The sequence below is a fragment of the Sphingobium sp. FW305-3-2-15-F-TSA7 genome (genome assembly GCF_058787155.1).
The window spans coordinates 121712-134897 of the sequence record NZ_JBYSZM010000010.1; the positions used below are offsets into that span (position 1 = coordinate 121712).

Annotated in this window: 10 protein-coding genes; 7 read left to right on the forward strand and 3 right to left on the reverse strand. The window is 65.0% G+C overall.

The genetic code is table 11. The features are described from left to right. The first annotated feature begins 228 nt into the window (after positions 1-228). The 7 genes from AC3WN8_RS10110 to AC3WN8_RS10140 all read left to right on the forward strand — a co-directional run bounded on the left by AC3WN8_RS10110 (position 229) and on the right by AC3WN8_RS10140 (position 9006). Entirely contained in the window at positions 229-1011 is a 783-nt protein-coding gene (locus AC3WN8_RS10110) for a TorF family putative porin (RefSeq protein ID WP_492669282.1), read from the forward strand. Positions 1012-1119: 108 nt separating this feature from the next. Further along, entirely contained in the window at positions 1120-1209 is a 90-nt protein-coding gene (gene kdpF / locus AC3WN8_RS10115; RefSeq protein ID WP_492669283.1) for a K(+)-transporting ATPase subunit F, read from the forward strand. Between the two features lie 13 nt (positions 1210-1222). Continuing rightward, positions 1223-2926 carry a potassium-transporting ATPase subunit KdpA gene (kdpA, locus tag AC3WN8_RS10120; RefSeq protein WP_492669284.1) on the forward strand — a complete coding sequence of 568 codons (1704 nt, stop codon included), beginning with the start codon at positions 1223-1225 and terminating at the stop codon, positions 2924-2926. A 14-nt stretch (positions 2927-2940) separates the two neighbouring features. Continuing rightward, positions 2941-4962: a potassium-transporting ATPase subunit KdpB gene (gene kdpB, locus AC3WN8_RS10125; protein WP_492669285.1), complete on the forward strand. Its 2022-nt coding sequence runs from the start codon at positions 2941-2943 to the stop codon at positions 4960-4962. A 71-nt stretch (positions 4963-5033) separates the two neighbouring features. After that, positions 5034-5627, forward strand: a complete 594-nt coding sequence (gene kdpC, locus AC3WN8_RS10130; RefSeq protein ID WP_492669286.1) for a potassium-transporting ATPase subunit KdpC — start codon at positions 5034-5036, stop codon at positions 5625-5627. Positions 5628-5752: 125 nt separating this feature from the next. Continuing rightward, positions 5753-8305, forward strand: coding sequence for a DUF4118 domain-containing protein (locus AC3WN8_RS10135; protein ID WP_492669347.1), 2553 nt, complete (start codon positions 5753-5755; stop codon positions 8303-8305). Positions 8306-8310: 5 nt separating this feature from the next. Beyond that, positions 8311-9006: a response regulator gene (locus tag AC3WN8_RS10140; RefSeq protein WP_492669348.1), complete on the forward strand. Its 696-nt coding sequence runs from the start codon at positions 8311-8313 to the stop codon at positions 9004-9006. Positions 9007-9028: 22 nt separating this feature from the next. On the opposite strand, the gene AC3WN8_RS10145 is transcribed toward AC3WN8_RS10140, so the two are convergent. From AC3WN8_RS10145 to AC3WN8_RS10155, 3 genes are all read right to left on the reverse strand, one after another. Then, positions 9029-10936, reverse strand: a complete 1908-nt coding sequence (locus AC3WN8_RS10145; RefSeq protein WP_492669287.1) for a potassium transporter Kup — start codon at positions 10934-10936, stop codon at positions 9029-9031. Positions 10937-11082: 146 nt separating this feature from the next. Further along, the gene (locus AC3WN8_RS10150) at positions 11083-11481 is read right to left on the reverse strand and encodes a hypothetical protein (RefSeq protein WP_492669288.1); all 399 of its coding nucleotides are present in this window, start codon (positions 11479-11481) and stop codon (positions 11083-11085) included. Between the two features lie 123 nt (positions 11482-11604). Continuing rightward, positions 11605-13161: a PAS domain-containing sensor histidine kinase gene (locus tag AC3WN8_RS10155; protein ID WP_492669289.1), complete on the reverse strand. Its 1557-nt coding sequence runs from the start codon at positions 13159-13161 to the stop codon at positions 11605-11607. Positions 13162-13186: the final 25 nt, after the last annotated feature.

Genomic DNA, 13186 nt, shown 5'->3' on the forward strand with positions numbered 1-13186 from the left:
AAGCACATGCCAGCGCCCTTGCGGCATTTTCCCGCCGATTGGTTCGCTTCAGGGCCAAAAGCGATCGGTTCGCCGGCCGCTCATATGGAAAACATATTCGGAAGCGATTTCCTGCGTCTCGCAAAAAAATGCGGTGCGGGACTATTTGACTGTCCTCTCGATCGAGTCCCGTCGCCGGCCAGAAGCGTGGCGGGGGTTCGTCGTTCCACGAGGATGGTTATGAAAATCATGAAGTCGATCTCGTTTGCCGCAATCACCGCCGGCGGCGCCTTGGCCCTGGCCGTGCCTGCCAGCGCACAGGACGTCCCGGTCGAAGCACCTGCGGAAACGCCGCCGCCGATCACCGTTTCGGGATCCGCGACGCTGATCTCGCAATATCGTTTCCGCGGCGTGTCGCAGTCGGACGAGGATGTGGCGGTGCAGGCGGGGCTGACCGCGACGCACGAGTCCGGCTTCTATGTCGGGACCTGGGGCTCGAACCTTGCCGGGTTCGGAAGCTTTGGCGGCTCCAATCTCGAACTCGACGTGTTCGGTGGATTCAAGAAGGATCTCGGCGGCGTGACCGTCGATGCCGGGCTGCTCTGGTATCTCTATCCCGGCACCAACGGCACCGATTATGCCGAACCCTATGCCTCGGTGAGCGGCACATTGGGGCCGCTCTCGCTCAAGGCGGGTGCGGCCTATGCGCCCAGGCAGGACGCGATCGGCGATAACGACAATCTCTACGTCTATACCGACGCCGCGGGCGCGATCCCCGGAACGCCGGTCACGCTCAAGGGCCATCTTGGCTATACCACCGGCAAGGGCAGCACGCTCGCCGGGCCCGACGGCCATTATCTCGACTGGCTGGTCGGTGCCGACATCTCGTACAAGATGCTGACCCTGGGGGTCGCCTATGTCGATACCGACATCGGCAAGACGGGCGCCGACGCCTTCTACACCAGCGGCACCAGGCCGGGCCGCAACATCGTCGACGGGGCCGTGCTCCTGTCCGTCACCGCGTCATTTTAGGGAGAAAGCTGATGGGCGATATCCTCTGGCTCGGAATCATCATCGGACTGGCGGCCGCGACGCTCGCCTATGTCCGCTTCTGCGACAATGGCTGACGGAGCCGCAATCATGACCATCGACCTCTGGCTCGCCGCGATCACCGCTGGCGGCCTCCTCATCTACCTTGTGGTCGCCCTCGTGCGGCCCGAACGATTCTGATCGGACCGACGCCATGACCATGCAGGGCTGGATCCTCATCATCGTCTTCGTCGCCATTCTCATCGCGCTCACCAAGCCGATGGGGCAATGGCTGTTCGCCCTTTATGAAGGGCGACGAACGCCCTTGCACGCCGTGCTGGGGCCGGTCGAGCGCGGCTTTTACGCCGTTTCGGGCATCGATCCCAACGCCGAGCAGAGCTGGCGCCGCTATGCGGTGCACATGCTGCTGTTCAATGTGGCGCTGCTGCTGTTCACCTATGCCGTGCTGCGGTTGCAGGCGTGGTTGCCGCTCAATCCCCGGGCTTTTGGTCCGGTTCCCGACCATCTCGCGTTCAACACCGCGATCAGCTTCACCGCCAACACCAATTGGCAAAGCTATGCCGGTGAATCGACCATGAGCCAGCTGTCGCAGATGCTGGGGCTGACGATCCACAATTTCCTGTCGGCTGCCACCGGCATTGCGCTCGCCTTTGCCCTGTTCCGGGGCTTTGCGCGGCGGAGTGCTGCGACGATCGGCAATTTCTGGGCGGATATGACGCGCGTGACGCTCTATCTGCTGTTGCCGATCTGTGTTGTCCAGGCCGTGGTCTATATCGCCAATGGCGTGCCGCAGACGCTTGCCGGCTCGGTCGATGTGACGACGCTGGAGGGCGTCAAGCAAACGCTCGCGCTCGGGCCGGTCGCCTCGCAGGAAGCGATCAAGATGCTCGGCACCAATGGCGGCGGCTTCTTCAACGCGAATTCGGCGCACCCCTTCGAGAATCCCAACGCCTTCACCAACCTGCTCCAGATGCTGTCGATCTTCGCCATCGGCGTCGGGCTGACCTGGACCTTCGGAAAGGCGGTCGGCAATACCCGCCAGGGCTGGGCGATCCTGTCGGCGATGATGATCCTGTTCGTCGCCGGTACGGCCGTCACCTATTGGCAGGAAGCCGCGGGCAATCCGATCCTCCACGATCTCGCCGTCGCCGGCGGCAATATGGAGGGCAAGGAAGTCCGGTTCGGTATCGCCGCTTCGGCGCTGTTCTCGGTCGTCACCACCGCCGCGTCATGCGGCGCGGTCAATGCGATGCACGACAGCTTCACGGCGCTGGGCGGCATGATCCCGCTGTTCAATATGCAGTTGGGTGAGGTCGTGATCGGCGGCGTCGGCGCGGGCATCTATGGTTTCCTGCTGTTCGCCATTCTCGCGGTGTTCGTCGCCGGGCTGATGGTCGGACGCACGCCCGAATATGTCGGCAAGAAGATCGAGGGGAAGGAAGTGAAGCTCGCGGTGCTGGCCATCGCGGTGCTGCCGCTGACGATCCTTGGCCTGACCGCGATCAGTTCGGTGGCGACGGCGGGGCTGGCCGGGCCGCTCAACAAAGGCCCGCACGGCTTCTCCGAAATCCTCTACGCCTTCACCAGCGCGGTCGCGAACAATGGCTCCGCCTTTGCGGGCCTCACTGCCAACACCCCCTATTATAACGCATTGCTGGGCGTCGCGATGTGGATCGGCCGCTTCTTCATCATCGTGCCGATGCTGGCGATCGCCGGATCTCTCGCCGCCAAGAGGCACATTCCGGAATCGGCCGGGTCCTTCCCGACGACCGGTGGCCTTTGGGTCGGGCTCCTCGTGGGCATCATTCTGATCCTGGGCGGTCTTACCTTCCTGCCGAGCCTCGCGCTCGGTCCCATCGCCGATCATCTCGCGATGATCAGCGGCCAAACCTTCTGATCGGGGCCACGCATATGAGCCGCACCGCAACCAAATCCGTGTTCACGCCCGAATTGCTCGGGCCTGCCATCGGCGACGCATTCCGCAAGCTCGACCCGCGCGAGCTGATCCGCAACCCCGTGATGTTCACGACCGCCGTCGTGGCCACTCTCCTGACCGTGCTGCTCGTCGTCGGGAATGACGGGCTGGCCATGGGCTTCAAGATCCAGCTCGTGATCTGGCTCTGGCTGACCGTGTTGTTCGGCACCTTTGCCGAAGCCCTGGCCGAAGGGCGTGGCAAGGCGCAGGCCGCGTCGCTGCGCGCGACCAAGGCGGACCTGATCGCGACACGGGAAAATGGCGAGAAGGTCGCCGCCAGCCTGCTGCGTGCCGGCGATATCGTGCTGGTCGGCACCAACGATCTCATCCCCGCCGACGGCGAGGTGATCGCAGGTGTCGCAAGCGTCAACGAAGCCGCGATCACCGGCGAAAGCGCACCTGTGATCCGCGAGGCGGGCGGCGATCGCTCCGCCGTCACAGCGGGCACGCGCGTGATCTCGGATCATATCAAGGTCCGCGTCACCGCCGAGCCGGGGCAGGGCTTCCTCGATCGGATGATCGCGCTTGTCGAAGGCGCCGAGCGGCAGAAGACGCCCAACGAGATCGCGTTGACCATCCTCCTGGTCGGCCTCACCATCATCTTCCTGATCGCGGTCGGCACGATTCCCGGCTTCGCATCCTATGCCGGCGGCTCGATTCCGGTCGCGATCCTCGCCGCCCTGCTGATCACGCTCATCCCGACGACCATCGCTGCGCTGCTGTCCGCGATCGGCATCGCCGGCATGGACCGGCTGGTGCGCTTCAACGTGCTCGCCAAATCGGGGCGGGCGGTCGAGGCGGCGGGCGATATCGACGTACTGTTGCTCGACAAGACCGGCACGATCACGATCGGTGACCGTCAGGCGAGCGAGTTCAAGCCGATCGACGGCGTCACCACGGCGGAGCTGGCGCAGGCGGCCTTGCTGGCCAGCCTGGCCGACGAGACCCCGGAAGGCCGTTCGATCGTCGTGCTTGCCCGCGAGAAGCAGGGCGTCTCGACGGCGGCGCTGCCGGTCGGGGCCAAGGTGATCGCCTTCACCGCCCAGACCCGGATTTCCGGCGTCACGATCAATGGTTCGACCATTCAGAAGGGGGCTGTGGATTCGGTCCTCAAGGCCAATCCGGGTTCGGGGGATACGCCCGCGGCCGGGGCATTGCGCCGCATCACCGACGAGATCGCGCGTTCGGGCGGCACGCCGCTCGCCGTCGCGAAGGACGGCAGGCTGCTTGGCGCGATTTTCCTCAAGGACATCGTCAAGGCGGGTATCCGCGAGCGTTTCGTCGAGTTGCGCCACATGGGCATCCGCACGGTGATGATCACCGGCGACAATCCGCTGACCGCGGCCTCGATCGCAGCCGAGGCCGGGGTCGATGATTTCCTTGCCCAGGCGACGCCCGAGGACAAGCTGGAGCTGATCCGCAAGGAACAGACCGGCGGCCGGCTGGTGGCGATGTGCGGTGACGGCACCAATGACGCGCCCGCGCTGGCCCAGGCCGATGTCGGCGTGGCGATGAACACCGGCACCCAGGCGGCGCGCGAGGCGGGCAACATGGTCGATCTTGACAGCGATCCGACCAAGCTGATCGAGGTCGTCGGGCTCGGCAAGCAATTGCTGATGACGCGCGGGGCGCTCACCACCTTCTCGGTCGCCAACGATGTCGCCAAATATTTCGCGATCATCCCCGCGATGTTCGTCATATTATATCCGGGCCTGGGCGTGCTCAACGTGATGGGGCTGGAGACGCCGCAATCGGCGATCCTGTCGGCGATCATCTTCAACGCGCTGATCATTCCGCTGCTCGTGCCGCTGGCGCTCAAGGGCGTGAAATACCGCCCGATCGGTGCCGGGCCGCTGCTGGCGCGCAATCTCGCCGTCTACGGCCTGGGCGGTCTCGTCGCCCCGTTCGTCGGCATCAAGATCATCGACCTCGCGGTCAACGGCCTCGGCCTGGCCTAAGCTTTTGTGATCGCGCTGCCATTCGAATGGCCGGCTCCTGCCCATCCGCGCAGCGCTTCAGGAGACAGATTATGGGTTCCGATTTCACCTCCGCATTGCGTCCCGCAATCGCCATGACGCTGCTGTTCGCGGCCCTTCTGGGGCTTGCCTATCCGCTTGCCATTCTCGGCATCGGTCAGGCGGTGTTTCCCTCCCAGGCCAATGGCAGCCTGATCAGGGAAGGCGACAGAATCGTTGGATCGTCGGTCGTGGGACAGGCGTTCACCTCCGATCGCTATTTCCAGACGCGGCCGTCCGCCGCGGGCGCGAACGGCTATGACGGGCTGGCCTCGTCCGGTTCCAACCTGGGGCCGAATGCGCAGGCGCTGACCGATCGCGTGAAAGCCGATGTCGAAAAGCGCCGTGCCGAGGGGATCGCCGGCGATCTGCCGGCCGATCTTGCCACCGCATCCGGATCGGGGCTCGACCCGGATGTGTCGCCCGAGGGCGCGCTGGTGCAGGTCGCGCGGATCGCAAAGGTGCGCGGCCTGCCGGAGGGCAAGGTCCGCAGTCTGGTCACGGCGTCGGTCCGGCGCCCGATTCTCGGATTCCTTGGCGAAAACCGCGTCAATGTGCTGGCGCTAAATCGACAACTTGATCGAATGGGCGCAAGTTCGGGCAAGTGAGCGAACGACCCGACGATAAAGCCCGACCCAAGCCAGAGGCCTTTCTGCGCGAAGCGGCGCAGGAAGGCCGCGGTCGTCTGAAGGTGTTTCTCGGCGCGGCGCCGGGTGTCGGCAAGACCTGGGAGATGCTGTCCGACGGGGCAGGGCGCAAGCGTGCCGGAATCGACGTCGTTGTCGGCGTCGTCGAGACGCACGGCCGCGCCGAGACCGAGGCGCTGACCCAGGGGCACGAGATCATGCCCCGCAGCGAGATCGACTATCAGGGTCGCATCCTGACCGAGATGGATCTCGACGGATTGCTGGCGCGGCGCCCCCAGCTCGCATTGGTCGACGAACTCGCGCACAGCAATGCGCCGGGCAGCCGGCACCCCAAACGCTATCAGGATGTCGAGGAACTGCTTGCGGCCGGAATCGACGTTTATTCGACCGTCAACATCCAGCATATCGAGAGCCTGAACGATGTCGTCGCGTCCTTCACCCGGGTCCGGGTCCGGGAGACGGTGCCCGATCGCATCCTCGAGTCCGCCGAGATCGAAGTGGTCGACATTCCGCCTGACGAATTGATCGAGCGGCTGAAGGACGGCAAGGTCTATATTCCGCACGAGGCCAGTCGCGCGCTCAACCATTTCTTCTCGAAATCGAACCTGTCGGCGCTTCGTGAGCTGGCGCTGCGCCGCGCCGCGCAGGCGGTCGATGCGCAGATGCTCGATTATGTCCGCGCCCATGCGCTTGCGGGCAGCTTCGCGGCGGGCGAAAGGGTGATCGTCGCGGTCAGCGAATTGCCGAGCGCCGCAGGCCTCGTCCGCGCCACAAAGCGGCTCGCCGATGCGTTGCGGGCGCCATGGACCGCCGTCCATATTGAGACGCGCCGTTCGCAGGATCTGGGCGATGCCGATCGCCAGCGCCTCAACGAGGCGATGGCGCTGGCGGCTCAGCTCGGCGGCGCCACCGCGACCATCCCCGCGTCGAATGTCGTCGAAGGGTTGACCGCCTTTGCCGAGGAGGCGCGCGCCACCCAGATCGTGATCGGCAAGTCGTCGCGCTCCTGGTGGTTCGAGCTGCGTCATGGCTCGGTCGTCGATCGGCTGGTGCGCGGGCTGACCGACGTGGCCGTCCATGTCCTGCCTGCGGAACCCGCCGCGCCCGGGACGGCGACGCGGCCGCGCCGCAAAAGCGGGACCTGGGGGCATCCGCGCGACTATCTCTGGTCCGCCCTGATGGTCGCCGGCGTGACCGCCTTCGGCTGGACGCTCGGCGCGGTGCTCAATCTCGCCAATGTCGCGCTGCTCTATCTGCTGCCGGTGATGGTGGCGGCAAGCCTGTTCGGCCTGCGCGCGGGCCTGTTCGCGAGCATCATATCCTCCCTGGCCTATAATTATTTCTTCCTGCCGCCGACAGGCACTCTGTCGATCAACAATCCGGAGAATGTCGTCACCATCATCGTGCTGCTCTCGGTGGCATTCGTCACCAGCCAGTTCGCGGCGCGGGTGCGTATCCAGGCCGATCTTGCCGCATCGAGCGCCCGGCAGAACGCAGCGCTTGCCGGTTTCTCCCGCCAGCTCACGACGACCGCCAATGACGAGGAACTGATGCAGGCGATCTCCGCCGAGCTCGCACGCGTCTTCGATTCTCGCAGCTGCGTGCTTCTCCCTTCGGCGGACGGGCCCCAGCTGCGCGCCGCCTATCCGCCCGAAGACCGGTTGGATCATATCGAGCGGGCGGCCGCGCAATGGGTGCTGGACAAGGGGCAGCCGGCCGGGCGTGGCTCCGACACGCTGACCGCGTCCGACTGGCTGTTCTACCCCTTGCGAACCGCGCGAGGCGTGCTGGGCGTGGTCGGCCTTGCGCGCGAGGATGGCCGCGACCCTGTCCGGCCCGATCAGGTGCCGCTGCTGCTCAGCCTGATCGACCAGGCCGCGCTGGTGCTCGAACGCATGCAGCTCGAAGAGGAGATGCGCGACGTTGCCGAGCTGAAGGAGCGCGATCGCCTTCGCGCCGCCTTGCTGTCGTCGGTCAGCCATGACCTGCGCACGCCGCTGACATCGATCCTCGCCGCCGCGGGGGAGATGCGGCGCAATCCTTCGCCGGCGCTGATCGATACGCTGGAGGGTGAAGCCCAACGGCTCAACCGCTTCGTCGCCAACCTGCTCGACATGGCCAGGGTGGAGGCGGGCGTGATGCGGCTGCGCGTCGAACCCACCGATCTTACCGACGCGATCGCGAGCGCGGTGCACGATACCCGTCGGATGCTGGAGGGGCATGACATACGCCTGACGGTATCGCCCAGCCTTCCGCTCGTGCTGGTCGATGCGCAGCTTTTCCATCATTGCCTGATCAACCTGCTCGACAATGCCGGGCGTTATGCCGATCCGGGAACGCCGATCGCATTTGTCGCGGAGCGCACGATGGACGAAATGATATTGTCGATCCTCGATGAAGGACCTGGGCTGCCGCCGGGGCGGGAGCGGGACGTGTTCGAGACCTTCATGCGCATCGAGGGATCGGACCGCGCCAAGGGCGGCACCGGCCTGGGCCTGGCCATCGTGAAGGGCTTTGCCGAGGCGATGGGGCTCAGCGTCGAGGCCGCCAATCGCGGCGAACCGCGCGGCGCGCGCTTCAGCATTCATTTTCCGGACAAGATTCTTGTCCGGGACTTCGATCAGGAGAAGATTGCGTGAGCAATATGCCCCGGGTGCTCGTCATCGACGACGAACCCCATATTCGACGATTGTTGCGGACCGCCCTCGCGCGCGGCCCCTATGACGTCACCGAAGCCGAAACCGCGGCCGAAGCGCTGGAGATCCTCTCGCGGATCGATCCCGACGTCGTGTTGCTCGACCTCGGCCTGCCCGATCGCGACGGCCTCGAGCTGGTGCCGGTCATCCGCATGCGCACGACCGCGACATTGCTGGTGGTGTCGGCCCGGGATGCGACGGAGCAGAAGGTGACCGCGCTCGATCTCGGCGCCGACGACTATGTCACCAAGCCGTTCGACACCGATGAATTGCTCGCCCGCGTGCGCACCGCGCTCCGCCACCGCATGCACAGCCAGGGCATCGGTGCGACCGTGATCGCGGATGATGTCGAGATCGACCTCGTCAATCGCCGGGTTCTCAAAGGCGGTAACGACGTCCGCCTGACTCCCAAGGAATATGGCGTCGTCGCCGAGCTGGCGAAGTTCCCCGGGCGCGTCATCACCCATCAGCAGCTTTTGAGCAGCGTGTGGCCGAACGATTACGAACGGCATATCGAATATCTGCGGGTGGTGATCCGCAATATCCGGCAGAAGATCGAAACCGATCTCAGCCGCCCTACCGTCATCGTCAACGAGCTGGGCGTGGGTTACCGGCTGAAGGCATCGGACGCAGGACTGTCCTGAGCGCCCGGAATCCGATCGAGGGTCAGATCTCGACCTGGCTGCCCAGCTCGACGACCCGGTTCGTCGGCAGCCGGAAAAACTCCATCGCGGTCTGGGAATTGCGCAGCATCCAGGCGAACAGGCGCTCACGCCACAGCGCCATGCCGGGACGCGCGGAGGGAATCAGCGTCTGCCGGCCCAGGAAGAAGCTCGTATCCATCGTCTTGAACGGCTCGCCGCAAACCTTGATGTCGGCCAGGTCGCGGGGAACGTCGATCTCCTGCATGAAGCCGTAATGGAGCGTGACCCGGTAAAAGGCGTGACCCAGTTCCAGCGTCTCGATCCGCGCCGGGCCCTCGACATGCGGGACATCGTCGATCGATACCGTCAGCAGGACGATCCGTTCGTGGAGCACCTTGTTGTGCTTCATATTGTGGAGAAGGGCGGGGGGCACCCCGTCGGCCGTCGACGACATGAAGATCGCGGTGCCCGGCACTCTTTTCATCGATGCCGTCGATGAACTGATGAACAGGTCGATCGGCATCGCATCTTCGCGCAGCCGATCGTGCATCAGCCTGCGGCCGGTCCGCCACGTCGTCAGCAGGATGAAGGCGATGAGCGCGACCAGCAACGGGAACCAGCCGCCATCGGGAATCTTCGTCATGTTCGAGGCGAGATAGGCGCCGTCGATCAGGAGGAAGATGCCGGTGACCAGTGCGGCCAGCCAGCGGTTCCAGCGCCAGACCGTGAAGGTCAGCGCGCCGAGCATGCATGCCGAGATGAACATCGTACCGGTCACCGCAATGCCATAGGCGGCCGCGAGATTGCTCGAGCTGCGGAAACCGAGGGTCAGCATGACGACCAGCAGCAGCAGCAGCCAGGTCACTGACGGGATATAGATCTGCCCGGCGGTTTCGGCGCTGGTGTGGGTGATCCGGATCCGCGGCAGGAAGCCGAGCTGAACCGCCTGTCGGGTCACCGAATAGGCCCCGGTGATCACGGCCTGGCTGGCAATGATCGTCGCCATCGTCGCCAATATCACGAGCGGCAGCCTCGCTTCGTCCGGCGCCAGCATGAAGAAGGGATTCTCCGCGGCGTCGGGTCGATCGAGCAGGAGTGCCGCCTGTCCCATATAGTTGAGCATCAGGCAGGGGAAGACGAGGTAAAGCCACGAGATGGCGATCGGCCTGCGGCCGAAATGCCCCATATCGGCATAGAGCGCTTCGGCGCCGGTGACGGCGAGCACGACCGACCCGAGCGCCAGGAAGGCCAGTTTCGGGTCGAGCGCGAAGAAATTATACGCCCACCACGGATCGAGCGCGCCGATGATCTCGGGATGGCGCGCGATGCCGACGCCGCCCAGGCCCGCAATGACCACGAAGTAGATCAGCATGACGGGGCCGAAGACGATCCCGACCCGTGCGGTGCCGTGCGACTGGATCGCGAACAGCCCGATCAGGATTGCGACCGCGATCGGAAGCACCAGCGGTTCCATCCCGCTCTGCACCACCGTCAGTCCCTCGACGGCTGACAGCACCGAGATCGCCGGCGTGATGATCGCATCGCCATAGAATAGCGCCGTCGCGAGCACGCCGAGCATGACGATGCCCGCGCTCCATTTCCGGCCCTCGGTCTTGCGGGCGATCAGCGCGAGAAGCGCCAGGCTGCCGCCCTCTCCGCGATTGTCGGCGCGAAGCACGATCCAGACATATTTGACGGTGACGATCATCATCATCGTCCAGAAGACGAGGCTGAGCACGCCGTAGATATGCGGCTGATCGACGCTCAGCGGATGGTGGCCGACAAAGCTCTCCTTCAGCGAATAGAGCGGCGATGTGCCGATGTCGCCAAAGACGACGCCGATGGCTCCGAGCGCGAGCGCGCCTTGCCGCTTTGCCGATCCGGATCGGGTGCCCGGCTGGTGCCGGTCGGGCGATGGGGTCTCGTTCATGAGCTGTCTTGGCACCTGTTCGGCGAGACAAGGCGCTCCGCCGTCATGCTCTTGCACGCGGCGGGCATATGTTTTCCAGATGTGAACGGCCATCCGGACATATGTTTCACATATGTTTTTCGTCGCCGGTCCGAACCGGCGCTTCGTCAGCGGCGCGGCTGCCAGCGCTCGGACAGCTCGACCGCGTCGAACAGATGTTTCCCCAATATCGTCATCACGCTGCCCGTGCTGGCACAGGCGAAACCGAGCATCGCGAGCAGATATTCCAGCGCCGAACCGGCGCCGCGGGCACCCGGCCGGGCCAGATGGCCGAGCCTGTAGACCGCCGACACCGCCAGGGCGATCAGGATCAGGCCGCCGAGTCGGAGGAGGATATCCGTCGATCGGCCATTGCCGTCCGGAGAACCGATTTGCCGGCCGGGTCGCGAATTCTCGATCCGGGACTGGGGCAGGGGATTGTCCGCCGGCCAAGCGTGCGCCGAAACAGAGCCGACACTTGCCAGGCTTGCCGCGTCGAGGGAGTGTCGTGGGGGAGAATAGCGCATCTGCCGACCTTTCCGGGTACGGCGAATCTACGGAGCGGCGCATATGAATTCGAGATCGACGAAAGCGGTCGAGCATAGGTTTCGCATAATTTTCCGGGACACCAGAACAGGCCTTTTCCCGTTCTAGCAAATGTCCTCGGGAATGACGGTGGCCACCGCCCGCGCCAGATCTTCCTGGCGGAATGGTTTTCCCAGCTTGTGCAGGATCCCGCTCGCCCCGCCGGGAAGCTCGCCATAGCCGGTTGCGAGAATGAAGGGCACGGCCGGACGCTCTGCCTGCGCGATTTCGGCGAACTGCATGCCGGTCATGTGCGGCATCGCCTGATCGGTGATGACCAGATCGATGTCGGGTTCGCGCCGGAAGACCTCGAGAGCCTCCTGGCCCGAACACGCCTCGAAAACCGTGTGGCCGAGTTCCTCGAGCAGCGCGACCGTGTTCATCAGCACCAGTCCGTCGTCGTCGACCGCGAGCACGGTCAGCGGCCGGACATGGCGCGGCGCGTCGAGGGCGCTCAGCATGGCGACCTTGTTTTCGTTCGGTTCGGCCGCCGGCAGCCACAGCGCCGCCGTCGTTCCGCGGCCCGGTTCGCTTTCGAGCACGAGCCGCCCGCCCAGCTGCTCGGCAAGGCCGTGCACCATCGACAGGCCGAGCCCGGTGCCCTTGCCGACACCCTTGGTGGTGAAGAAGGGTTCCATGGCGCGGGACAGCGTCCCGGCATCCATTCCCGCGCCGCTGTCGACGACGCACAGCGCCACATAGCGGCCCGGATCGAGGCCATGGCTGCCGCCGTTCAGCACCGAATGCTCCTGCGCAACGATCGCGATCGAACCGCCGTCCGGCATCGCGTCACGGGCATTCACCACCAGATTGAGCAATGCCATTTCAAGCTGGTTCACATCGGCGATGATCGCGTCCAGGGCGAGCGGAAAGCGGGTCTCGATCCGGATCGAGGGGCCGAGCGCGCGCTTGATCAGCTCGGTCATGCCATGCACCAGTGCCGGAATCTCGACACGGACCGGCGCTAAATCCTGCCGGCGGGCAAAGGCGAGCATGCGCTGGGTCAGCGTCGCGCCGCGCTGCGCGCCCTGCACGGCATTGTCGAGCAGGCGCAAAGCCTGCGGATCATTGCCCAGGCGCTTGCGCAAAAGCTCCAGGCTGCTGAGCGTGGCCATCAGCAGATTGTTGAAATCATGCGCGATACCACCGGTCAATTGCCCGATCGCGTCCATCTTCTGCGACTGGAACAGCGCCTCGCGTGTCCGTTCCAGCTCGATCCGCGTCTGTTCGCGCTCGGTCAGGTCGCGCGTGATCTTTGCGAAGCCGACAAGCTCGCCGGTTTCGTCGCGGATGGGGTCGATGACGACATGCGCCCAAAAGGTCGAGCCGTCCTTCCGGACGCGCCACCCCTCGGCCTCGAACTTGCCCTCGGTTGCCGCGATGCGCAGTGCGCGCTGGGGCAGGCCATCGGCGCGATCCTCGTCCCGATAGAAGCGCGCAAAATTCTGCCCGATGATCTCCCCGGCGGCATAGCCCTTGAATCGCTGGGCCCCCGCGTTCCAGTTGACCACCCGGCCTTCGAGATCGAGCATGTAGATCGCATAATCCCTGATCGCGTCGACGAGCAGGCGATAGCGGCCTTCTTCGGTGCGGGATGCGACCAGCCGCTGACCATGATCCATTGAATTTCCCCGTCAGCCGCCACTT